This window comes from Giesbergeria anulus (genome assembly GCF_900111115.1).
GTDB lineage: Bacteria > Pseudomonadota > Gammaproteobacteria > Burkholderiales > Burkholderiaceae_C > Simplicispira > Simplicispira anulus.
The window spans coordinates 832,528-855,139 of the sequence record NZ_FOGD01000001.1; the positions used below are offsets into that span (position 1 = coordinate 832,528).

A 22,612-nucleotide genomic window follows, 5' to 3' on the forward strand; every position below is an offset into this window, starting at 1 on the left:
TCTCGCGATCAGGCAGAAGCTACAGCCTGCGGGTTTTTCTTCTGGATAAATGCCTCAAACTCTGGGCGGAAGTGTTTGATCATCGCACGCACAGGCATGGCAGCGGCATCACCTAAAGCGCAAATGGTGCGTCCCATGATACTGGTGGCCACGGAATCGAGAACCTCCATATCTTGGGGACGACCATCACCACGGTGAATGCGATCTACCAAGCGCCAAAGCCAGCCAGTCCCTTCACGGCAGGGCGTGCATTGGCCGCAGGATTCGTGCATATAGAAGTAAGACAGACGCTTGAGCGACTCGACCATACAACGGCTGTCATCCATAACAATCACTGCACCAGAACCCAGCATCGAACCAGCCTTGGCGATGGAATCATAATCGAGTGTGCATTCCATAATGATGGAAGCAGGCAGCACAGGTGAAGAAGATCCGCCAGGAATAACTGCCTTCAGTTGACGACCTGGGCGCATACCACCGGCCAGTTCCAGCAACTTGGCAAACGGTGTACCCATAGGCACTTCATAATTGCCCGGACGCTGCACGTCACCACTGACTGAGAAAATCTTGGTACCACCGTTGTTCGGCTTGCCACAAGCTAAATAGGCTGGACCACCATTGCGGATAATCCACGGCACAGCAGCAAAGGTTTCAGTGTTGTTGATAGTCGTGGGCTTGCCGTATAGACCAAAACTGGCTGGGAAAGGCGGCTTGAAGCGCGGCTGGCCTTTCTTGCCTTCAATAGACTCAATCAACGCCGTCTCTTCGCCGCAGATGTAGGCACCGAAACCGTGGTGGGCATGGAGTTGGAAACTAAAAGAGCTACCCAGAATGTTATTACCTAGATACCCTGCGGCACGCGCTTCTTCTAAGGCAGCTTCAAAACGCTCGTAAACCTGAAAAATCTCGCCGTGGATGTAGTTATAACCCACGCTAATGCCCATCGCATAGGCGGCAATAATCATGCCTTCGATAACGATGTGGGGGTTGAACATCAAGATGTCACGGTCTTTACAGGTTCCAGGCTCACCTTCATCTGAATTACAGACAAGGTGTTTTTGCCCAGGAAACTGACGTGGCATGAAACTCCACTTCAGACCTGTAGGAAAGCCAGCGCCCCCACGACCACGCAGTCCAGACTCCTTGACCGTGGCAATCACCTGATCTTGGGTCAGGGCTTCGGCACCATCTTGGCCCAACACCTTGCGCAGGGCCTGATAGCCACCACGGGCTTCGTAGTCCTTAATGCTCCAGTTCGAACCATTCAAACCGGCATAAATTTGCGGTTCGATGTGGCGATCATGGAAACAGGTTTCTACCCCAGTGGCCTGAAATTGATTCAAAATTTGGGCAGCGGTAGTCATTGCTTACCCTCCACGGCACGCAAGCTGTCCACCAACTGGTCTAGCTTGTCATCATCCATGAAACTGCACATATTGCGGTCATTGACGAGCATCACAGGGGCATCAGCACAGGCACCCAAGCACTCGCACTGTTGCAAGGTAAACAAACCATCTTTGGTGGTTTCACCCATAGAAACCCCCAGTTTCTGTTCCAGATGCTCCAAGGCCTTTCCACCATCACGCAGCAAGCAGGGGAGATTGGTACAGACCGCCAACTTGAACTTACCTACTGGCTGCTGGTTGTACATGTTGTAGAAAGTGGTGACTTCATGCACCGCAATCTGTGGCATGCCAAGATATTCGGCAATGACGGCCTCGCTGGCCTCGCTGACATAACCCTGCTCTTGCTGCACAATGGACAGACAAGCCATCACCGCCGACTGCTTTTGCTCAGCCGGATATTTGGCCACTTCACGCGCAAAGCGTGCTTTTGTCGCTTCAGAAATCATCGGTCAATCTCTCCGAACACGATATCCATAGTCCCAATGATGGCCACCACGTCAGCCAACATGTGACCACGGGACATTTCATCTAAAGTGGACAAGTGGACAAAACCGGGGGCACGAATTTTTAGACGATAAGGTTTATTGGCACCGTCACTGATCAAATAGATACCAAACTCTCCCTTAGGATGCTCCACTGCTGCATAAGCCTCGCCTTCCGGTACATGGAAACCTTCGGTAAAGAGCTTAAAGTGGTGAATCAATTCTTCCATGTTGGATTTCATGGATTCACGGCTAGGTGGAGCAACCTTGTGGTTGTCAGTAATGACGGGCCCCGGATTGGCGCGCAACCAATCTACACACTGCTTGATGATACGGTTGGATTGGCGCATTTCCTGCACACGCACCAAATAACGATCATAGCAATCCCCAGTAACGCCCACTGGAATATCAAAATCTACACGATCATAGGCATCGTAAGGCTGCTTTTTGCGCAAATCCCAAGCGATACCAGAGCCACGCAACATTGGGCCAGTCATACCCAAATTGATAGCACGCTCGGGCTCTACGACACCAATACCGACGGTACGTTGTTTCCAAATACGGTTGTCTGTGAGCAGAACTTCGTACTCATCGACACAAGCTGGAAAGCGCTGTGTAAAGTCATCAATAAAATCGAGCAGGGAACCTTGGCGCTGTTGATTTTGCTCTTGCAGCGCCTTAGCATTGCGAAGCTTATTTGGCTTGTACTGTGGCATGCTATCGGGCAGATCGCGATAGACACCACCAGGACGGAAATAAGCTGCGTGCATACGAGCGCCAGAAACTGCCTCGTACATATCAAACAAATCTTCCCGCTCACGGAAAGTGTAGATCAGGATAGTGGAACTGCCGCAGTCGTTACCGTGGGAACCCAACCACATCAGATGATTCAAAAGCCGGGTGATTTCAGAAAACATCACACGGATGTACTGAGCACGCAAAGGCACTTCGATGCCCAAGAGCTTTTCAATTGCTAAGCAGTAAGCATGCTCATTGCACATCATAGAAACATAGTCCAGTCGATCCATATAAGGCAACGACTGGATGAATGTTTTATGTTCTGCAAGTTTTTCAGTACCACGGTGCAGCAGGCCAATATGTGGATCGGCACGTTGCACGACTTCGCCGTCAAGCTCCAACACCAAACGCAACACACCGTGTGCGGCCGGATGCTGGGGACCAAAGTTTAGGGAATAGTTTTTAATTTCAGCCATGATGGAGCAAAGAAGGCTTGAAGCGCCTCAGTGCAGGCCTCCATATTTATCTTCACGAATGATATGGGGTGTGATCTCACGCGGTTCGACGCTGACAGGCTCGTAAATCACACGACGTTGATCGTTGTCATAACGCATTTCAACATGGCCAGAGAGCGGAAAGTCTTTGCGGAACGGGTGACCGACAAAACCATAATCGGTCAAAATACGACGCAAATCGGTATGACCATCAAACAACACACCGAACAAATCAAAAGCCTCACGCTCAAACCAGCCTGCACCTTCCCACATCGACGTGAGCGAAGAGACTACTGGTAAGTCATCATCTGGACAGAATACTTTGACACGCAAACGCTGATTCAAACTCACAGACAACAGATGAGACACCACGGCATAACGTGGCCCCTCCCAAACGCGATCTTGGTAGGTAGAATAATCTACAGCACACAAATCTATCAGTTGCTCAAATTTACAACCGGGCGCGGTGCGTAGCAATTGCATCGCTTCGAGATACACAGCAGCATCAACCTGCACAGTGACTTCACCCAATGCTACCTGAATTTGGCGCACTTTGGCACCTAAGGCAGCACTCACGGCTTCTTTGATTTTTTCGGGACTCACAGCAAGCACAGTCATGACACCCTTTCAAGCCCGCGCAATTGTGTTGGTGCGGCGAATTTTTTGCTGCAACTGAATGATGCCGTAAATTAGGGCCTCAGCTGTTGGAGGACATCCAGGCACATAAACATCTACTGGAACGATACGATCGCAACCACGCACTACCGAATAGCTATAGTGGTAATAACCACCACCGTTAGCACAAGACCCCATCGACAGCACCCAACGTGGCTCAGACATTTGGTCATAGACCTTGCGCAGTGCGGGGGCCATTTTGTTACACAAGGTACCAGCAACGATCATCAGATCAGACTGGCGTGGACTGGCACGGAATACTTCAGCACCGAAACGACCAATATCGTAACGTGCAGCAGCGGCATGCATCATTTCCACCGCACAACAGGCCAGACCAAAGGTCATAGGCCAGAGAGAACCGGTTTTGGCCCAATTGATCACCGAGTCGTAACTCGTGGTGACAAAGCCTTCTTTCATTACACCTTCAATCATGGCATCTATCCTTGTGCGAACGACTCATTCCCAGTCTAGGGCGCCTTTTTTCCACTCATAGGCAAACCCCACCACTAGAACTGCCAAAAAGATCAGGACAGCGACAAAACCTGTCACACCAACATCATGCAAGGATGCAGCCCAAGGAATCAAAAAGGCAATTTCTAGGTCGAACAGGATGAAGAGAATGGCCACCAAGTAGTAGCGCACGTCAAACTTCATTCGAGCATCTTCAAAAGCCTCGAAACCGCATTCGTAAGGGGAATTTTTTTGAACGTCAGGCCGATTAGGGCCGAGGATATAGCCCAAGGCCAGCGGAATAACGCCAACCGCTACGCCCACCAAGATAAACAGAAGAACGGGGAGATATTGATCGAGGTTCATCTTCTGGATGCGCTCACCGCTTGAACCGTGGATGTCATGCCAGAAAAAAGGCATGACAACAGGTTTGTTTTGTTTGGTGCCGTCGGCGAGACTCGAACTCGCACAGCTTTCGCCACTACCCCCTCAAGATAGCGTGTCTACCAATTTCACCACGACGGCTTTTTTTTGCATTGCCTAGGATAGCTTGAGGAACTTATTGTTTGCTACTCCAGACAGTGCCGAATTCTAACCTGAAAAAATTTACTTCTTGGACTTGAAAAGCCCAAGAATGGAATTATTTTGCAGGAATCTGTGCTGCGCCTTCAGGTGCAGGTGCCGTTGGCACCGGTGCAGGGGCAGTAACAGTGCTAGGAATGGCTGTGGCTGTGCCTTCTAGAACGCTGCCCGAACTGGCTGGACGCACGTTACCAAAATAGGCCAGTGCCAAGGTACAAACAAAGAAGGCGGCAGCCAAGCCCGCTGTCGTACGCGAGAGGAAATTGGCACTGCCACTGGCCCCAAACAAGCTGCCAGAACCACCACTACCAAAAGCAGCCCCCATGTCCGCACCCTTGCCATGTTGGATGAGGATCAGACCAATCATGCCCAGCGCAGCGAGCATCTGCACACCCAGAATTACATTCACCAACACACTCATTACCATGAACTCCTAATTTGGTTGCCTGTAGCTTGCGCCCCACTCAGTGGGATTGTGCAGCTGCCACGATTTGCAAAAAGTCTGTGGCCTTGAGGGAAGCACCACCCACCAAGCCACCATCAATGTCTGGCTGGGCCAGCAACTCAGCAGCATTAGTAGCATTCATGCTACCGCCGTAGAGCAAACGAATGCGCGCAGCCTTGTCACTGGCAGCGGCTAGTTGAGCACGCAGCACAGCATGAACCTGCTGTGCTTGCTCAGGCGAAGCTGTCTTTCCCGTACCAATCGCCCACACCGGCTCGTAAGCCACCACCACTTCACTGATGCAGTGACCATTGAGGTGAATGACTGCGGCCAACTGACGCTTGACTACGGCATCGGTTTGACCCGCCTCACGCTCAGCCAAGGTCTCACCCACACAAACGATGGGCGTAATACCTGCTGCTAAGGCACGCTGGGCTTTTAGGGCAACCACCTGATCGGTTTCTGCATGGTACTGGCGACGCTCAGAATGCCCCACCAAGACATAACGCGAACCAAAGTCGCGCAGCATGGTGGCGGATACTTCTCCGGTGTAGGCTCCTGCCTCATGGGCTGATACATCCTGTGCGGCCAGCGCCAAGGGCGCACCGGCCAGTAAGGATTGCAACTGGGCCAGATAGGGCGCTGGCACTGCCAACGCTACATCACATACTGGGGCCGCTTCGGCCAGACCAGCCAGCAAAGCACGCACCAGTGCGTCATTGGCAACCAAGCTGCCGTTCATTTTCCAGTTGCCTGCGATCAGTTTTTTATTCATGTTCACACTGCGTGAAAAAATATACCAAAAGAGAAGTCCGCCACTGAGTTCATCAGACCTGCGGCTCTTGCGCAGGGGCCTGAATAGCAGGTGCCTGCTCCTGCTCGCGGGCCACTGGTGCTTCACGGCGCTCGTTGCGTTCTGTACGCTCACCACCGCGCTCGGCACGATCACCACGGTCAGGAGTATAGGCCGGACGATCGGTCAGCACCTTCATGGACAACTTGATGCGGCCTTTTTCGTCGGTTTCCATGACCTTGACCTTGACGATCTGGCCTTCTTGCAGGTAGTCACTGACGCGCTCAACACGCTCGTGGGCAATTTGGCTGATGTGCAACAAACCATCCTTGCCAGGCAGCAGGTTGATCAAAGCACCAAAGTCCAAAATTTTGGTCACTGGGCCTTCATAAATCTTGCCAATTTCGACTTCAGCGGTGATTTGCTCAATACGGCGCTTGGCTTCGTCGGCCTTAGATGCCTCGGCAGCAGCGATCGTGATAGTGCCATCTTCTTCGATGTTGATCTGGCAACCAGTTTCTTCGGTCAGGGCACGGATGACGGAGCCACCTTTGCCGATCACATCCCGGATTTTTTCCGGGTTGATCTTCATAGTGTAGAGCTTGGGGGCAAAGCTAGACACTTCAGTGCGGGCTTCGCCTACGGCTTCCTGCATCTTGCCCAAGATGTGTAGGCGCGCTTCTTTGGCTTGGGCCAGCGCGACCTGCATGATTTCTTTGGTGATACCTTGGATTTTGATATCCATTTGCAAGGCAGTAATACCGGCAGTGGTACCAGCCACTTTAAAGTCCATATCACCGAGATGGTCTTCATCGCCCAAGATGTCGGTCAGGACGGCAAAACGGTTGTCTTCTTTAATCAGGCCCATCGCAATACCGGCTACGTGCGCCTTCATGGGTACACCTGCATCCATCAAGGACAGGCAACCGCCACAGACCGAAGCCATCGAAGAGGAGCCATTGGACTCGGTGATTTCAGACACCACACGCATGGTGTAGGGAAATTCTTCCTTGTTGGGCAGCACGGCAACCAGCGCACGCTTGGCCAAACGGCCATGACCGACTTCACGGCGCTTGGTGCTGCCCATGCGACCCACTTCACCAGTGGCAAAGGGAGGCATGTTGTAGTGCAGCATGAAACGGTCTTCGTATTCACCAGCCAGAGCGTCAATGCGTTGCGCATCGCGTTCGGTGCCCAAGGTGGTAACGACCAGCGCTTGGGTTTCACCACGGGTGAACAGGCTAGAGCCGTGGGTACGCGGCAACACGCTGTTGCGAATTTCGATGGGACGGACGGTACGGGTGTCACGGCCATCAATACGCGGCTCACCAGCCAAAATCTGGCTGCGAACAATGCGCGCTTCAATATCGAACAACATGCCTTCCACCTTGACGCTATCGAAGATGACGCCAGCTTCGGCTAGGTCGGCCATGACCATGGCATAGGCTTCGCGGCAAGCGTGGGTACGGGCTTGTTTGTTGCGAATTTGGTAGGCGGCACGCAGCTTTTCTTCAGCAAAGTGTGTCACCTTGGCGATCAAGGCCTCGTCCTTGGGCGGAGCGCTCCAATCCCACACAGGCTTGCCCGCATCACGCACTAACTCATGGATGGCGTTGATGGCAATTTTGCCCTGCTCATGACCAAACACCACGGCACCGAGCATCACTTCTTCGGGTAGCTGTTGTGCTTCGGACTCGACCATCAACACAGCGGCTTCGGTACCAGCGACCACCAAATCCATCTGGCTGCTCTTGCGCAGCGTCTGACCGGGGTTGAGCACATACTCGCCATTGACGTAACCGACGCGGGCAGCACCGATAGGGCCACTGAACGGAATGCCAGAAATAGCCAGCGCAGCGCTAGAAGCAATCAATGCGGCGATGTCGGCATCGACTTCAGGGTTGAGTGACAGAGTGTGGATGACCACATGCACTTCGTTGAAAAACCCTTCGGGAAACAGCGGACGAATCGGGCGATCAATCAGGCGGCTGGTCAGAGTTTCGAGTTCGCTGGGCTTGGCTTCGCGCTTGAAGAAGCTACCGGGAATTTTACCCGCAGCGTAAGTCTTCTCGATGTAATCGACGGTGAGCGGGAAGAAATCTTGGCCGGGCTTGGCACCCTTGGAGGCAACCACAGTAGCCAGCACGACGGTGTCATCGATGTTGACCAGCACAGCACCAGATGCTTGGCGGGCGATCTCCCCCGTTTCCATGATGACGGTCTTGTCACCCCATTGGAAGGTCTTGGTGACTTTGTTAAAAATGCTCATTTATTTTGCTCCTGAGAAAAAAACTGACCGAAAGCGGCCAGCAAGAGCCAGTGAACCGTCCAGAACACGATGCCATTCCAGTGAAGCCGCACGCGGAACTTCAGTGGAATGACACAGCTTCGCTCTGATTGCGCCCACCGGCAAAGTAAAAAACGCCTGAGCTAGCACGCTAACCCAGACGTTTTGATAAATCACAAGGGCGTAGGCTTACTTGCGCAGACCCAACTTGGCGATCAGTGCGACGTAGCGGTCACTGTCTTTGGCCTTGAGGTAGTCAAGCAGCTTGCGACGGCGGCTGACCATGCGCAGCAGACCACGGCGACCGTGGTGGTCTTTGGCGTGGGTCTTGAAGTGAGGGGTCAGCTCGTTGATGCGGGCAGTCAGCAAGGCCACTTGGACTTCTGGGCTACCGGTGTCGGTGGCGGAGCGGGCATTGGCCTTGACGACTTCGGCCTTGATGGAGGATGCGATCATTGGGAAATTTCCTGAATTGCGACCAGTGGACAGCGTGCGCTGGTGCGGGTTGACTTGCGCCGGTCACTGGATGGGTTACCGGCGTGCGTTCTGCAACATGCAAAACATAGCGATTATAACGGACAAGGCCCAGACAGTGGAGATGTCTTACTGCCTTGATACGAGAAAAAGCTTGGTGATCCGGCTGGCCCGCCTAGGGCCAGCATCAGGAATCAGGATGGAGCAGGGCACTTGGTATCAGTAGCAGAGGTAGGCTTACAAATACGTACACGGCCTATTTTATCAATTTTTAGTCTGCGCGTATTTTCATACAAAGCAGTGCCTGTGACATCATTGCGACTGATAGTAAAAGTCAAATTACTGACTGAGGAATTATTTTTTAACTTTGGATAACCAGATGGATCAAATCGTATGTAAGCTGGATTTACTCCTGCAGGCCCATTCCCTGTAATTGTAAAATAACTGGCTGGTGCTGCCTGTTGGTATATTAATTGATCTGTCGCATCATCATAAATCTGGTTATTGTTTTTATCAACAAAAACCACCCACCCCACCTCCCAAGCCCCTCCACCATTGGAAGGAACCACATAGGCTGCCATGCCTCGTTTCATCGCTTCGCCTCGAGCTGCATTGATGGCAGATAACAGGGTATTGGAGAGTGAGCTCAACTCTGAATTACGCTTAAATGCTACCATGCTGGGGGCCGCCACCATCATGAGAACGGCAGCAATGGACAGTGTGACCATTAACTCGATTAGCGTAAACCCAGCATGGGATTTTTTGCAATATTTCATGGCCAACAAAGTTGAGGATTGGTGGTTTTTTGAGAGCCGGTACAACTTTTGACACCGGTACTGGTCAGGGTAATATTTCCTACTTGAGGATCTGCGGTCGAATCTTTCAGCGTAGCCTCTAAAGAAATACAATCGCGCAAAGACTGTGTGCCACACTGACTTGCTTTAAGTAAATAACTGGCCGAAGAAGCCCCACTATCGCCAGAAGAAGTCTTGAACATAGATACAGTAGTAGAACTACTGAATCCACATTCAGTATTGGCGGTAGCGGTAGCTGTACCATTGGATGCAGTAGTAAATGCGGCATAACAATTACGTTGCGTCATAAAGCGCTCTTGCTGCTGCATCAACTCTAACAAAGCGGTTCGGGCTTGTGCTCGACGGCCTTTGCGCACTGAATCGGTATAGGCAGGATAGGCTACAGCAGCCAAAATACCCACAATAGCCACCACAATCATGAGTTCTATCAGGGTAAATCCGTAGTGTTCTTTTTTCATTATTCACTCGCTTTGTTTTTCAGGTCTTGGTAATTATTGATATAGCGCCAGCTCAACCGACCAAGCAATTCTTTTACTTCGATAGACAACTCGGTACCACTAGTACCTTGCCCAGTAGTGACGCTACGGAAACTTTTAATTCGTACACGCCGCCCAGTAGGATCACTAGGCTTTTCATTAATGACTGGTGTGGCATCCTCAAACAAGATTGCAGGAGACTCAGGCCCTGTCCTAGAGACGAAGCTACCCGCACCAGTCGGAATATCGACCACATAGGTATTGGTGGTGCTCGCCCCGGCTGCACAACCGCCAGAGGCCCCCGCCGTGGTAGGAATTTGGGTGTTAAAAATAGCTTTTCTGCCCAAAATTTGGATGGGCCCCACTACACGCTCACCAGTGGTGGGCAGGTCAGCGTACCATCCAGCACGCTCGTCCATGTTTCCGTCGGTACTAGGACGACCCCAGATAAAACTACCCACTGTAACAGTTTTGGCGCTGGTATTCACTGTTCCTGATTTTAAGCGTGCACGGCCTTTAATTACTACTGGGGTGGAGGTATCGTCGGTGGTGGTGGTGCCGTTGTCATGCACCGCATAAATAGAATGGCTGGCTGAGGAGCTTTTATCCGCCACCTCCAGCAACTTGCCTGTACCAGCAAAGACAAAGAAAGTTTCTCTATCTTTCACCACTGGCCCACTAACCACCACAGGAGCCTCATGGATGACTTGGCGATTGCCAGCGGCATCTTTAGCAATATACAATGGATAAGCAGTTTGTGATTTTACAAACGGAGAGAGTTTAGAGGAAGTCCAATCAACGGGGGCCCTCCATTGTGATAAACCACGGATATTGAATTGCAAATTCCATATGTTGCCGTGATAATCACCAACAAACATTTCTCTGACGGTACCATATCCATCTTTTAATGGATAAAAGTTAGCGACTCCAGTGGGTTTGGTAGCACTAACTGTAGCGTTCACGGGCAAGGAAATTTTGTAATAATTGCTTCCAAGACTCCATGCAGCCCCTGATTCTTTGTCTAAAGAAAGGAAGAAGAGTGCTGGCTCTCCAGTTGAGCTGTAATTGCCAGCACCATCATTCAGATAATTATTAACACCACTGGCCACGACAGCAAACCATTTGTAATTTTTATCGGTAGCACTGGTTCTCATTTTTAAAATTTGCGGCTGGCCAATGACGTAACCCATATCTGCATCATCAGCACTGGTAAACTCCCACATGGCCTTACTAGCCCCGAAAGAACTTGGGTTGGTAACATCGAGAGCAAAGACACCACGGGCACCTCCACCATTTGCAGCTACAAGCACCGTTTTCCAGTCAGCTTTTGTGCCTGCCGTACCTATTTTTGCCTCACTGACTGCAATCAGGCCATCAACATAATTTTGATGGTTACCGACAAAGGTGGAGCGGGTGAGGGCCGCCAGTTTAGAAGACATCATCTTTGGAATATAAGCAAAAAGCTCGTCGCCCGTAGTGGCATTGAACGCATGAAGCATGCCATCATTGGCCCCAACAAACACGGCAGGGGTACGATCTTTATTATCATTATAAAAATCTTTGTAGCCTGGTTCGCTGATTTGTTTAGATGGTGCACCAGAATATACGACACCCGAATTGACTATATCGCCAAGCAGGGTGCTGCGCTTGCGCCAAGTGACGTTGCCATCAATGGTGGTACCTTCCAAAGATTTATCGCCACGCAAATATTTGACCTCATCTGCGGTAACAAAGCTAAAATTGGTGGAGGACGAAAAATCAACTGCCCCAGAATCAGTACCAATCACGATGTTGCGACTGGTGACAGGATTGGTTAATTCTGCGAGTTTTGCAGCTGCACTCCAACGAAGGGTATAAGAATAAGAGGGATTACCATTTGCATCCAAAGACATTGCTATCGCTTTGGCCTCTACATCTCCACTCCAGTCGCTGGTATCAAAGCCCCCTTGGTAAATTAAGGGCGTACTACCCACTTTGATGGTCGTACTATTGGCCCCAGGCTTAGCAATACTGTGTGCCTTTGAGGAAGATCGGTTAAAAATCTCATCAAAAGCGGCTAGAACCTTACGGGCATCACTTTGCAGGTAATAGGTGGATGCATCTCCATCATCCCGCTGCCAAACGCGGTTGTTAACATTGCCGCTTTTGTCTTTATGTGGGTTTGGAGTACCGCTCAGGTCGTTATAGGGATTGTTACCCAGATTGGAAGGATCATTCTCAAAGCCACCATACTTTGCAGCCATGAAAAACTGGTTGCTCTTGCTTCGCGTTGCAAGATTGGTAGAATTTCCATATTCGTTAACGTCGAAAACGAAGGTTTTGACGCGTAGCCCTGGGCGCTGCTTTTCAGGCTGATCTGTCCAGCCAGTGCCACGAATGTCATTGGCATGGGCCCAGTAAGCATAACCCATAATCTGACTAGTTTGTGACGAGCTGGGGGCCGAGCTATTACTGTTTGAACTACTTTCGTAGGTGCGAACCTGCGCATGAAAAGTCTTAAAATTGGGCACGTTTTTGGTGGTGTCAGGCGTAACGTTGCGCCAGTTGCCATCATGGGTGTTGATGTCCCCAATCACTACAATATTGCTCTTGAGACATGCATAATTATCGTCTTTGGAGCGCCCGCCGCCATAGGGGTCGATGTTAGTCCAGTCGGTATAAACTGGGTAGCCATCGTATAAAGCATTGGATGTTTGTAAGGTGCCTAGATTTGCAATGGCATCAGGGGTGGGAGGTAGCCCCTGCATATAGCGTAATGCTTGGTAATATAGCTCACCTACCGGATCGTATTTTTTGTACATTCCTGGTTTGGGGCCTGTGCGTCCGAACTGATTGAGGTAATTGATAACGCCGCTGATTCCAAACGTGGCGTCGCCTTCTGGATTTTTATTGAAGACACCTGTGTTTCCGTCCCATTCTGCCTTGGGATTAGCACCGACTTCCTCAGTGCCGTAAATATCAAATTTTTTCTGCCCCACATATTTCATAGGCGCTCGCAACACACCGCCATATCGCCCATTGTCGTAGCTGGCAGTCTGATCCATTAGATAACCAAAAGCCGCCAAACGAATCTGGTCTGCATATTTTTGAATGACCCCGGTGGGCTTGTAATTACCATTGGGGTATTTTTTGCATAGGCCATAATCGCGCACATCTTCCAAAATATTCCCATTCGCTTTACACACCTGAACGCGTGAGTAGAAAAAACCGTCGCTATTGAGAACTCCCGTCTGCGGCTTCCAATCTCCACTATAATCTCTATAATAAACTTTTTTTGATGTTCCGCCAATTGGATCACCAAAAACATTATTACAACCAGATGAACAATTTACCCCATTGTTCGCAGCTGCCACATACCATTTAGAATTGGCACCATACCAGACCTCCTTTATTCCAGAAAAGCTACAGGTGCCGGTCTCACCATTGATACAATTTTTCGTATCACTGGGTAGGGACGAGGCAGAGCGAACAGGGTTTTCTATTTGATTACCAGTAGCAACACCTCCTAGGGTATAATCGGCAGTACTGCCACTACTATCTCCAGACTTGAAATAAATTCTGTTTAATTTATTTGCAATCGATATATCTTTATTATGATTCCTCATAATTTTAGGAACAGCCCCCCAATAGAATTTTGCCCCACCGCCATCTTTGAGCAATTTCTTGGCAGGAAAGTTAGAGCTATTCCAGAAAGAGATGGGATCGCCATCAGAAAGTACCGCGCGCTGCAAAATCGTCAAATTATTCTCATCGATATACCGGTCCCCCCCTGACAATGCCAAGCGCAACATATCAATAGCCGAACTGGATGCCCAATTCAAAAAGTTGCCGCTAAATGCATCATCACATTCCCGCTTTTTCAGGTTAGGTAGACTACTCGTAGGACCTGCAGGGCCGCTACGGTCAAAGCGCTTGTAATCGGAGTATTTTGGGTCAGTGGGGCCTTTTTCGTTGGGGGTATCGTTGTAGGTGTAGCAGGCTTCGGCGTCATAATAACCGAGATATTCGTTGGTGGACGTGTAGTCAGCATCTAGGTATTGGGCTCCCAAGGTAGGGAACTCTACCGACAGGGCCAAGGCCATGGCCGGTTTGTCATTGGTACTGATACCAAAAAGTGGCTCATTAGGCAAATTGATAGCTGGAATACTAGGTGGACTTGACTGCCCCACCACCACAAAAGAGGCGAGAGCCATGATGGCCAAACCAGCACTTGCCACCCAGCCACGGATGCTTTGTGGCCGCAAACGACTGAGCAGGGTACGGTAGTGACCAGAACGACTGCCAGAATCACTGGCCATGCTTGTTTTTTTATTTTTCATGTGCAGTACCTTTAAATTAATTGCGGTACATCATCTGTAAAACCACTTGGATATCAGCCCTTGGGCCAAAGCCCATCGCAGTAACCCTAAAATAGGGATCAGGAGGCTGGGCGCTACTTTTATAATCACGCAATAGCTCAATAATGTAGCGCGGTTTTTGCGCTGGCTGTATGCCTGCTGTACCTACTTTGAGTGCTCTGCCAGTAAATTTTCCAAATTCTATGGTTTTTGCAGCATTGGTGGTATCAGTAAAGTCTACCTGCAACCATACAGGTGGCAGAAGAGGGTCGAGATTTTCTTTACATAAACCCAAAGAATCACCAGTACCTGTACAGTCAGGAAGAAAGTAAAATTCTAGGTTGTCTTTATCAAAAGGCTTAGCAACACGAGCACTGGCAGTTTTGTAAGTAATATCAAACTCTGCATCTATCAAGGCAGCTTCGGCGGCCTGAAAAGCAATTTGGAGATCACGATCGTTGCGTGCACCACGCTCAGCCATCATGGAAATTTGCACACCGCTGATACCCAACATGGAGATGACCACCATGATCAACATGACCATGATAAGGGACATACCCCGCTGGTGCCTATAGTAATGAATGGCTGGCTGTTGCTTCATGATGATTAAAGACCGTGCTTTTGGTCATTGCGCAAATGGATAGTAAAAGTAACCACTTGGCGCAAGCGACCATCGGGTGTAGGGCTAAAAATAGTGCCAGCATCATTGGCACTGGCCAATGCACTACCCACGGCACCTGTACCAGCTTTGGCTTTGCCAAAAGGATAAAAGGTTTGTGCGCTATTATCAGGGGCCGATCCAATGGGGCCACGCAACACCATACCAATACGGATACTACGCACCCTGCGCCAATTGGCTTTAGTGGCAGCATCATTGCCCGACACTGCAAATTCATCGGCCCGCAAATAGCGGTCGGGGACGGCATCGTCTTTGGCTTCTTGGGTGCCAGTTGCCGCCACTGTGGCCGTGTTGGGGGTAATGCGATCTACACCATAAAGCACTTGGAAGTTTTCTACGCCTTGGATGAGAGGTTCAGCGTCTTTTACACCACCATTCAGGGCACTTCGACCATGAGCGCACATCAATGCAGGTTCATTATCACTACTTATGCCCACATACAATACGCTGATGGCACGGTCATTCATATCATTTGGCACATAATCATCGATAGCATTACCATCACAAGCAATCATGCCTGTTTGTGTTCTTCCTGAACCATCGATAAATTCTGTGGAAGGCAGAAAACGAAAAACCAAAATATCACTGGAACCGGATACTGAAGTGGTACTTTTACCCCACTCAAAATCACTGCCTTCAGCCCATTTTGCATTATTGACACCCATGACACTGGCTTCCGGATCACTCACCTTACCCGCTACCTTGATGGAATCACCGCCATAAAGACGCGCCTCTTCCATCACATAAAGAGAATTTAAGTACCCCGTCTGGCCCCCTAAACGTTGCAGCAGATCAGCAGCAAAACGCCCGTTGTCACGCAGTTGTGAGCTGGCATCAACAGCAGTAAAGCCCTGCCGGGTAACAATCAAAGCACCGATAGCAGCCAAGGTGACCAGCAAACTGATCGCCATAGCTACCATTAACTCCACCAGTGTGAGGCCGTATTGACGCTTGGGGCGCACCTGCAGCAGGGCCGCAGTGCCCAGTTGGGAAGGGCGTGGGGGTGCGCAAGTACGGATGGTCATTTATCGTTCCCGCTGGTGACTGGAAAAACGAGGGTCGGGCGGGTGTCGGCTTTTTGGAGTGCAGCGTCACCCGTCTGGCCGCGCTCTAGGGCACTTTGTGTCCAACCCATTTTGATGACGATAGTGCTATTGACCGTGGCCCCACCAATAGGAGCCGTGCAAGTCCATTGTGGCAAACCGCTACTGTCAAACGGCGCGTCATCAAAACAAACCCTGATCCAAGCGCTAGGCAACTCATCTAACGCCCGCGCCATCCACTCTAGCACCTCGGATTGGGCAACTTTTTTCTGTATGGCCGTATTAGGGGTGGGAGGGGCGGGGGGGGTACTGGCAGCGAGAACACCGCCGTCTTCACAACCAGTATGAAGACAATAGGCCCATGCACTGGGCAGATCACTCAGGGCTTTGATGGTTTTGTCATCGAGTAGATAAGGATTGTCGGCTGTGCTGGTTTTGGTACCCACATCCTTATTGCCACGCATCATCTCGGCATACTCGCGGGCAAGGGTGGTGGCTACCGACTGCAAACGTCCTTCGCGGTTGGATTTGATGGCAAACGACTGCAAACCTACCGATCCGAGTAGCCCAAAGGACAAAACCACAATGGAGATAAGTACCTCTATCATGGAAAAACCCCTCTGCCCCGTGGCCTGCGCACAGGCCGAAGGCAACGAGCGGAAACTGGCCGAGAATGTTCTGAGCTTCATGCAGCGATAGTATGTGCAAACCAAACGCAGCGCTAGCGGGAGATTTGCCGCTGGTCTGCCCTAGGCAACCGTTTAGAAATCGGATGCTGTATTTTTCATTGCGTCGCATTTTTTGCCGCACTCAACACCATGCCAGTACTGATCGACTCTCAAGACACCCATACCCCCATGGAGGCTGCACTGGCCCAAGCGTGGCGCAGTTTGCACCACACGTCGCCCAATCCGCGTGTGGGCTGCATCATCACCACTGCAGACGGCCAAGTGCTGGGGCAAGGGCACACACAGCAAGCCGGTGGCCCCCATGCCGAAATCATGGCACTGCGTGATGCTGCAGCTGCGGGCCACGAGGTACGTGGTGCCACCGCTTATGTGACACTGGAGCCTTGCGCCCACCAAGGGCGTACCGGGCCGTGTTGCGATGCCTTGATTGCCGCCGGTATAGGCCGGGTGGTAGCGTCCATTAAAGACCCCAATCCGCTGGTGGGTGGCAAAGGCTTTGCACGACTGCGTGCAGCAGGGGTGCAGGTGGAGGTGGGGCCGGGTGCTCAGGAATCACGGGAACTGAATATCGGTTTTTTTAGCCGCATGGTGCGTGGTACGCCTTGGGTTCGGCTGAAGGTAGCCGCATCGTTGGATGGAGCCACAGCGCTGCACAACGGTGCCAGCCAGTGGATTACGTCGCCTGAGGCCCGTGCCGATGGTCACGCTTGGCGCGCACGGGCTTGTGCAATCCTCACCGGCAGTGGCACCGTACTGGCGGACAACCCACGGTTGGATGTACGCGCACTGCCCACGCTACGGCAACCGCAGGCCGTGGTGGTGGACAGCCATTTGCAAACTCCACCCGATGCCTTGCTGTTTGCAGCCCAACGTGGGGTATTGATTTACACCAGCAGCCACCAAGACACCCCATTTTTGCAACGCCAAGCTGCACTGCAAGCGCGTGGTGCCACCGTGGTGGCCTTACCCAGTCCAGACGGTCGGGTTGATCTGGCGGCTATGTTGCGCGACTTGGGCCAGCGCGGCATCAATGAGCTGCATGTGGAGGCAGGCCAGCGGCTCAATGGCGCACTGCTGCGGGCTGGGCTGGTGGATGAGTTGCTGCTGTATTTAGCGCCGCTGCTATTGGGCAGCGGGCGCGGTATGACTGACCTCGGCCCGCTGGAGACGCTGGCACAGGGGCAAGCGTTAGAGTTTGGCCCAGTAGAGCGCGTTGGCAACGATCTGCGCGTACTAGCCCGGCTGCCAGGACGGGCCCATTTTTGAGCCACAATCCACGCTATGTTTACTGGAATCATCACTGGCATGGGGCGTATCGCTGCCGTGCAATCGCTGGGCGATGCGCCCTCCCACGGCAAACGCCTGACCATTGAAGCCCCAGCGGGCTATTTGGATGATGTCGGCTTGGGCGACAGCATCGCATTAAATGGTGCCTGCATGACGGTGACCACGCTGGACGTAGCACGCCAGCAGTTCACCATCGACATATCGGCAGAATCGCTGGACAAAACCACCGGCTTGGCTGCAGAAGGCCCGATCAACCTAGAAAAAGCCTTGCGCGCCAATGACAGGCTGGGCGGCCATTTGGTATCGGGCCATGTCGATGGCTTGGGCAGCGTAACCCATTTTGGCCCAGTGGGCGAAAGCTGGGAGCTACGCGTGCTGGCCCCGCTAGAGCTAGGCCGGTTTTTGGCCTATAAAGGCTCTATTGTGATCAATGGCGTGAGCTTGACCGTTAACCGCACCAGTGACCTGCCCGAAGGCTGCGAAGTCAGTATCAACCTGATTCCGCATACGGTGCAAAACACGGCCTTGCAGCATTTGCGCGTGGACAGCCAAGTTAATCTGGAAGTGGATTTGATTGCGCGCTATGTGGCGCGGATGCTGGAAGCTGCACCGGCGGTGCAGCCTCCGCGCTGATCCACCTACTGAGACTTAGAAAGCGTCCAGCTCTAGGGCAGTGACGCTGCCAGCACCACGCACGATGCTATCGCGCAGGCTGCCGGTTTTGACCAAAATATGCTCAGCGTAAAACTGCGCTGTGGCAATTTTGGCGCTCATAAAGGCTTGGTCTTGGCCGTGGGCCAGTTGTTCTTGCGCCACCAGCAGGCTACGGGCCAGTTGCCAACCGGCCACCAAATTACCGGCCAGCATCATGTAAGGAACGCTACCGGCATAGACGGCGTTGGGCTGGCTCTTGGCTTGGGCCACAATAAACTCGACAGCGTCGGTAAAGGCTTGGCGGGCCAGTTGCAGGTTGTACGCCACGGCCAGCGCTGCGGGGGTGCCGCTGTCTTGCAAATCGACTTCGGTTTGGGCAATTTGCGTGGCGATGTTTTGCGCGGTTTGGCCGCCATCGCGCACCGTTTTGCGGCCCACCAGGTCATTGGCTTGGATGGCGCTGGTGCCTTCGTAGATCGTCAGGATACGGGCATCGCGGAAATACTGCGCCGCGCCGGTTTCTTCAATATAGCCCATACCACCATGCACCTGCACCCCCAAAGAGGTGACTTCAATGCTGGATTCAGTGCTGTAGCCCTTGACCAAAGGTACCAAAAACTCGTAGATAGCGGTGTTTTGCTGGCGCACCGCAGGATCTACATGGTGGTGGGCGGCGTCGTAAGCGGCAGCAGCCACAATAGCCAAGGCGCGGCAGCCTTCGGTGGTGGCACGCATCGTCATGAGCATACGGCGCACATCGGGGTGCTGGATGATGGCAGCGCTGGCCTTGATGCTGCCATCAACGGGGCGGCTTTGCACGCGGTCTTTAGCGTACTGCACGGCTTTTTGGTAGGCCCGCTCAGACACAGCAATGCCTTGCACGCCCACAGCGTAGCGGGCAGAGTTCATCATGATGAACATGTACTCTAGGCCCCGGTTTTCTTCACCTACCAAGTAGCCGGTGGCACCGCCGTGGTCGCCAAATTGCAACACAGCCGTGGGGCTGGCCTTGATGCCCAGCTTGTGTTCAATGCTGACGCATTCAACATCGTTGCGCGCGCCTAACGAGCCATCGGCATTGACCAAGAACTTAGGCACGACAAACAGGCTAATGCCCTTGACGCCCTCAGGCGCGCCTTGCACCCGTGCCAGCACGAGGTGAACGATATTTTCGGCCAGATCGTGGTCACCATAGGTGATAAAAATCTTGGTGCCAAACACCTTGTAGCTGCCGTCGTCTTGGGGTTGGGCGCGGCTGCGTACGGCGGCCAGATCAGAACCGGCTTGGGGTTCGGTCAGGTTCATGGTACCTGTCCACTCGCCACTGACCAGCTTTTCTAGGTAGATGGCTTTGAGGTCATCAGAACCAGCGGTGAGCAGGGCCTCAATGGCACCATCGGTGAGCATCGGGCACAGGGCAAAGCTCATGCTGGCGCTGTGGGCCATTTCGGCACAAGCAGCACCAATCACCTTAGGCAAGCCTTGGCCGCCAAAATCGGTGGGGTGCTGCAAGCCTTGCCAGCCCGCCTCGGTAAATTGGCGGTAAGCCTCTTTGAAGCCGGGCGAGGTGGTAACAGCGCCATCTTGCCAGCTAGAGGGGTTTTTGTCGCTTTCCCAGTTCAAAGGGGCGACAACATTTTGATTGAACTTGGCACACTCTTCGAGCACGGCTTGGGCGGTATCCAGACCAGCATCCTCAAAACCCGGGATTTGGGCGATTTGTTCCAGCTGGGCCAAATGTTCGATGGCAAACAGCATATCTTTGATGGGGGCGATGTAACTCATGGCTCAATTTTTCCTATGCAGCGAGAAAAGGAGATGCAACAAAAACAGGAGAGGAAGCAGCCGCTTTAGTGGCTGATCCGGCCTGAAGAATTGACAATGGATAGCTCCACAAAGCGTGAGCCTTGGTTGGAGTTGGGCTTGAAGGTGACCCAGTAGCCACCCAAGTCCAGCGACTGGATGCTGTGCAGGGCAGCGGCCACTTTTTCTGGCCCCGCCCCCTTGGGGATACGGCGCAGGGCCTCGGCAATCACTTTGGCGTTGATATAGCCTTCGATCGTCGCGTAACTGACCGGTTCTTGCAGTGTACTGCCCTTGGCTGTGACCAAATCACGGAACTCTTTGTTCAGACGGCGTGAAACCCGGTAGGGAGTAGGCACAACCTGAGAGATGGAAATACCGCTCATGTGCTCTACTGACAGGCGTTTGATGAGCTGCTCGATATCGGCATCAGAGTTGGCGTAAAGCTGCGCTACGCCACCAGAGATACGGTAGTGCTCAATAAAAGCAGCAGTGGCCCCACTAGAGGCCACAATCAAAATAGCTTGTGGTGCCGCTTTAGAGATGGCACTGACAGCATCAGCGGTGTGCCGCCCCTTATTGGCTGCCAGCATGGCATGGGCCACCAAACTCCCCCCAGAGGGCTTAATGGCGGCCTCGACCATATTCACAATGGCTGCAGAACCCGGCCCCTCTTCGTAAAACAGACCCAACTTAGTAATGCCCACCGTGGCCAGATGGCTGGCGATTTTGGCCATCTCGTCGGCGGTACTGGCGCGGGTACTGAAAAACTGGGGCACCTTCCAGTTGCCCGGATCGACACTGCGATAGCCGACCAAGCTGATACCAGAGGACTCCAGCAAGCGGCTATCGGCCAAGGCGCGCAGATTACTGTCACCAAAATAACCCGCCAACACGATGGGGTTAGAGGCGAGCAGCTTGCGCGTGAGCTGCACGGTTTCTTGGGGCTGACCACGGTCGTTATCAGTCATCAGGGTCAGGGTTTCGCCTTGGATACCACCGTCTTTATTGAGCTGGTCAAAGTGTAGTCGCATCCCTTCGGCATAAGCGCGAGCTTGGGTGGCCTGGGTACCACTGAAAGGTGCCACCTGACCAATGATCCACGCTTGGGCTTGACCAGACCAACCTAAGGCGCACAGGGCAGCACCCCATGCCAGTTTGCGCAACGATAGCAATGGCACCATAGTTCAACTCCTTTTGATGTTTCGGATCAGACGATAACAAACAGTGGGCACAGACCGCACGACCTCACCGATGGGCTGAAACACAAAAGGGGGCATGGTGCCCCCCCTTTTTGCCGTGGTAACGGTTTACAGCGCCTTAACCAGCTCTGGCACGGCTTGGAACAGGTCGGCCTCTAGGCCATAGTCGGCCACACTGAAAATCGGGGCCTCAGGGTCTTTGTTGATAGCCACAATGACTTTGCTGTCCTTCATGCCTGCCAAGTGCTGGATGGCACCAGAGATACCAGCCGCAATGTAGAGCTGAGGCGCCACAATTTTGCCTGTTTGGCCCACTTGCCAATCGTTGGGCGCATAACCAGCATCCACCGCAGCACGGCTGGCACCAATGGCAGCACCCAGCTTGTCGGCCAATGGGGTAATCACTTCTTGGAACTTCTCAGCACTGCCCAGCGCCCGGCCACCAGAGACGATGATCTTGGCGGCGGTCAGTTCGGGGCGGTCGTTCTTGGCGATTTCGCTGCCCACATAGCTGCTGCTGCCGCTATCGGCCACAGCGGCAATGCTTTCTACGGCGGCGCTGCCACCTGTAGCGGCGGCGGCATCAAAGCCAGTACCGCGCACGGTAATGACCTTGGTGGCATCTTGGCTTTGCACGGTGGCAATAGCGTTGCCAGCGTAAATGGGGCGCTCAAAGGTATCGGCAGAGATCACTTTGCTAATCTCGCTGATCTGCGCGACATCGAGCAGGGCAGCGACACGCGGTGCAGCATTTTTACCGTTGGCGGTAGCAGCAAACAAAATGTGGCTGTAGTTGCCAGC

At 52.5% G+C, this 22,612-nt stretch carries 21 protein-coding genes and 1 tRNA gene; 2 read left to right on the forward strand and 20 right to left on the reverse strand.

All coding sequences use genetic code 11. The features are described from left to right. Positions 1–8: 8 nt before the first annotated feature. From nuoF to pilV, 17 genes are all read right to left on the reverse strand, one after another. A complete protein-coding gene (gene nuoF, locus BMX55_RS03800) occupies positions 9–1,364 on the reverse strand; it encodes an NADH-quinone oxidoreductase subunit NuoF (RefSeq protein ID WP_091452929.1) in 1,356 nt (451 codons plus the stop codon). Continuing rightward, a complete protein-coding gene (nuoE, locus tag BMX55_RS03805; RefSeq protein ID WP_091452932.1) occupies positions 1,361–1,852 on the reverse strand; it encodes an NADH-quinone oxidoreductase subunit NuoE in 492 nt (163 codons plus the stop codon). Before nuoE ends, nuoF begins: the two co-directional genes overlap by 4 nt. Beyond that, entirely contained in the window at positions 1,849–3,102 is a 1,254-nt protein-coding gene (locus BMX55_RS03810; RefSeq protein ID WP_091452935.1) for an NADH-quinone oxidoreductase subunit D, read from the reverse strand. Before BMX55_RS03810 ends, nuoE begins: the two co-directional genes overlap by 4 nt. 27 nt (positions 3,103–3,129) lie before the next feature. Then, entirely contained in the window at positions 3,130–3,738 is a 609-nt protein-coding gene (locus BMX55_RS03815) for an NADH-quinone oxidoreductase subunit C (protein WP_091452938.1), read from the reverse strand. A gap of 9 nt (positions 3,739–3,747) precedes the next feature. After that, positions 3,748–4,227 carry a NuoB/complex I 20 kDa subunit family protein gene (locus tag BMX55_RS03820; RefSeq protein WP_091452941.1) on the reverse strand — a complete coding sequence of 160 codons (480 nt, stop codon included), beginning with the start codon at positions 4,225–4,227 and terminating at the stop codon, positions 3,748–3,750. Between the two features lie 24 nt (positions 4,228–4,251). Then, on the reverse strand, positions 4,252–4,611 hold the full coding sequence (locus BMX55_RS03825; RefSeq protein WP_091453215.1) for an NADH-quinone oxidoreductase subunit A: 360 nt from the start codon (positions 4,609–4,611) through the stop codon (positions 4,252–4,254). Between the two features lie 74 nt (positions 4,612–4,685). Continuing rightward, positions 4,686–4,770: transfer RNA gene (locus BMX55_RS03830), tRNA-Leu, on the reverse strand. A gap of 115 nt (positions 4,771–4,885) precedes the next feature. Then, positions 4,886–5,248 carry a preprotein translocase subunit SecG gene (gene secG, locus BMX55_RS03835; protein ID WP_091452944.1) on the reverse strand — a complete coding sequence of 121 codons (363 nt, stop codon included), beginning with the start codon at positions 5,246–5,248 and terminating at the stop codon, positions 4,886–4,888. 43 nt (positions 5,249–5,291) lie between these two features. Beyond that, positions 5,292–6,047 (reverse strand): triose-phosphate isomerase, encoded by a 756-nt coding sequence (gene tpiA, locus BMX55_RS03840; RefSeq protein ID WP_091452946.1) that lies wholly within the window; start codon positions 6,045–6,047, stop codon positions 5,292–5,294. Positions 6,048–6,099: 52 nt separating this feature from the next. After that, entirely contained in the window at positions 6,100–8,334 is a 2,235-nt protein-coding gene (gene pnp / locus BMX55_RS03845; RefSeq protein WP_091452949.1) for a polyribonucleotide nucleotidyltransferase, read from the reverse strand. Positions 8,335–8,541: 207 nt separating this feature from the next. Beyond that, positions 8,542–8,808 carry a 30S ribosomal protein S15 gene (gene rpsO / locus BMX55_RS03850; RefSeq protein ID WP_091452952.1) on the reverse strand — a complete coding sequence of 89 codons (267 nt, stop codon included), beginning with the start codon at positions 8,806–8,808 and terminating at the stop codon, positions 8,542–8,544. 212 nt (positions 8,809–9,020) lie between these two features. Then, on the reverse strand, positions 9,021–9,602 hold the full coding sequence (locus BMX55_RS03855) for a GspH/FimT family pseudopilin (protein ID WP_091452955.1): 582 nt from the start codon (positions 9,600–9,602) through the stop codon (positions 9,021–9,023). After that, positions 9,599–10,099 (reverse strand): type IV pilin protein, encoded by a 501-nt coding sequence (locus BMX55_RS03860; RefSeq protein WP_091452959.1) that lies wholly within the window; start codon positions 10,097–10,099, stop codon positions 9,599–9,601. Before BMX55_RS03860 ends, BMX55_RS03855 begins: the two co-directional genes overlap by 4 nt. Continuing rightward, a complete protein-coding gene (locus tag BMX55_RS03865) occupies positions 10,099–14,436 on the reverse strand; it encodes a pilus assembly protein (protein WP_245751230.1) in 4,338 nt (1,445 codons plus the stop codon). Before BMX55_RS03865 ends, BMX55_RS03860 begins: the two co-directional genes overlap by 1 nt. Positions 14,437–14,452: 16 nt before the next feature. Continuing rightward, positions 14,453–15,055, reverse strand: a complete 603-nt coding sequence (locus BMX55_RS03870; RefSeq protein WP_245751231.1) for a pilus assembly PilX family protein — start codon at positions 15,053–15,055, stop codon at positions 14,453–14,455. A gap of 5 nt (positions 15,056–15,060) precedes the next feature. After that, positions 15,061–16,158: a PilW family protein gene (locus BMX55_RS03875; protein WP_091452962.1), complete on the reverse strand. Its 1,098-nt coding sequence runs from the start codon at positions 16,156–16,158 to the stop codon at positions 15,061–15,063. Then, on the reverse strand, positions 16,155–16,865 hold the full coding sequence (pilV, locus tag BMX55_RS03880) for a type IV pilus modification protein PilV (protein ID WP_091452966.1): 711 nt from the start codon (positions 16,863–16,865) through the stop codon (positions 16,155–16,157). The genes BMX55_RS03875 and pilV overlap by 4 nt, the downstream gene beginning before the upstream one ends. Positions 16,866–16,994: 129 nt before the next feature. Between pilV and ribD the strand changes: the two genes are divergently transcribed. Both ribD and BMX55_RS03890 read left to right on the forward strand, forming a co-directional pair. Next, positions 16,995–18,131, forward strand: a complete 1,137-nt coding sequence (gene ribD, locus BMX55_RS03885; protein WP_245751233.1) for a bifunctional diaminohydroxyphosphoribosylaminopyrimidine deaminase/5-amino-6-(5-phosphoribosylamino)uracil reductase RibD — start codon at positions 16,995–16,997, stop codon at positions 18,129–18,131. Positions 18,132–18,146: 15 nt separating this feature from the next. Continuing rightward, positions 18,147–18,785, forward strand: a complete 639-nt coding sequence (locus BMX55_RS03890) for a riboflavin synthase (RefSeq protein WP_091452970.1) — start codon at positions 18,147–18,149, stop codon at positions 18,783–18,785. Positions 18,786–18,800: 15 nt separating this feature from the next. Here BMX55_RS03890 and BMX55_RS03895 read toward each other — a convergent pair whose 3' ends face one another. From BMX55_RS03895 to BMX55_RS03905, 3 genes are all read right to left on the reverse strand, one after another. Continuing rightward, a complete protein-coding gene (locus BMX55_RS03895; RefSeq protein ID WP_091452973.1) occupies positions 18,801–20,591 on the reverse strand; it encodes an acyl-CoA dehydrogenase in 1,791 nt (596 codons plus the stop codon). 65 nt (positions 20,592–20,656) lie between these two features. Further along, positions 20,657–21,793, reverse strand: a complete 1,137-nt coding sequence (locus tag BMX55_RS03900) for an ABC transporter substrate-binding protein (RefSeq protein ID WP_091452976.1) — start codon at positions 21,791–21,793, stop codon at positions 20,657–20,659. 126 nt (positions 21,794–21,919) lie between these two features. Beyond that, on the reverse strand, positions 21,920–22,612 hold a 693-nt coding region (locus BMX55_RS03905; protein ID WP_091452979.1), incomplete at its 5' end, for an electron transfer flavoprotein subunit alpha/FixB family protein.

Coding starts and splice junctions, on each gene's coding strand:
- BMX55_RS03860 (WP_091452959.1), bottom strand. CDS start 10,099: ATGAAAAAAGAACACTACGGATTTACCCTGATAGAACTCATGATTGTG.
- BMX55_RS03875 (WP_091452962.1), bottom strand. CDS start 16,158: ATGACCATCCGTACTTGCGCACCCCCACGCCCTTCCCAACTGGGCACT.
- BMX55_RS03900 (WP_091452976.1), bottom strand. CDS start 21,793: ATGGTGCCATTGCTATCGTTGCGCAAACTGGCATGGGGTGCTGCCCTG.
- BMX55_RS03820 (WP_091452941.1), bottom strand. CDS start 4,227: ATGATTGAAGGTGTAATGAAAGAAGGCTTTGTCACCACGAGTTACGAC.
- ribD (WP_245751233.1), top strand. CDS start 16,995: ATGCCAGTACTGATCGACTCTCAAGACACCCATACCCCCATGGAGGCT.
- rpsO (WP_091452952.1), bottom strand. CDS start 8,808: ATGATCGCATCCTCCATCAAGGCCGAAGTCGTCAAGGCCAATGCCCGC.
- BMX55_RS03815 (WP_091452938.1), bottom strand. CDS start 3,738: ATGACTGTGCTTGCTGTGAGTCCCGAAAAAATCAAAGAAGCCGTGAGT.
- BMX55_RS03895 (WP_091452973.1), bottom strand. CDS start 20,591: ATGAGTTACATCGCCCCCATCAAAGATATGCTGTTTGCCATCGAACAT.
- pilV (WP_091452966.1), bottom strand. CDS start 16,865: ATGAAGCTCAGAACATTCTCGGCCAGTTTCCGCTCGTTGCCTTCGGCC.
- BMX55_RS03825 (WP_091453215.1), bottom strand. CDS start 4,611: ATGAACCTCGATCAATATCTCCCCGTTCTTCTGTTTATCTTGGTGGGC.
- pnp (WP_091452949.1), bottom strand. CDS start 8,334: ATGAGCATTTTTAACAAAGTCACCAAGACCTTCCAATGGGGTGACAAG.
- BMX55_RS03855 (WP_091452955.1), bottom strand. CDS start 9,602: ATGAAATATTGCAAAAAATCCCATGCTGGGTTTACGCTAATCGAGTTA.
- BMX55_RS03810 (WP_091452935.1), bottom strand. CDS start 3,102: ATGGCTGAAATTAAAAACTATTCCCTAAACTTTGGTCCCCAGCATCCG.
- tpiA (WP_091452946.1), bottom strand. CDS start 6,047: ATGAATAAAAAACTGATCGCAGGCAACTGGAAAATGAACGGCAGCTTG.
- BMX55_RS03865 (WP_245751230.1), bottom strand. CDS start 14,436: ATGAAAAATAAAAAAACAAGCATGGCCAGTGATTCTGGCAGTCGTTCT.
- BMX55_RS03870 (WP_245751231.1), bottom strand. CDS start 15,055: ATGAAGCAACAGCCAGCCATTCATTACTATAGGCACCAGCGGGGTATG.
- BMX55_RS03890 (WP_091452970.1), top strand. CDS start 18,147: ATGTTTACTGGAATCATCACTGGCATGGGGCGTATCGCTGCCGTGCAA.
- nuoF (WP_091452929.1), bottom strand. CDS start 1,364: ATGACTACCGCTGCCCAAATTTTGAATCAATTTCAGGCCACTGGGGTA.
- secG (WP_091452944.1), bottom strand. CDS start 5,248: ATGAGTGTGTTGGTGAATGTAATTCTGGGTGTGCAGATGCTCGCTGCG.
- nuoE (WP_091452932.1), bottom strand. CDS start 1,852: ATGATTTCTGAAGCGACAAAAGCACGCTTTGCGCGTGAAGTGGCCAAA.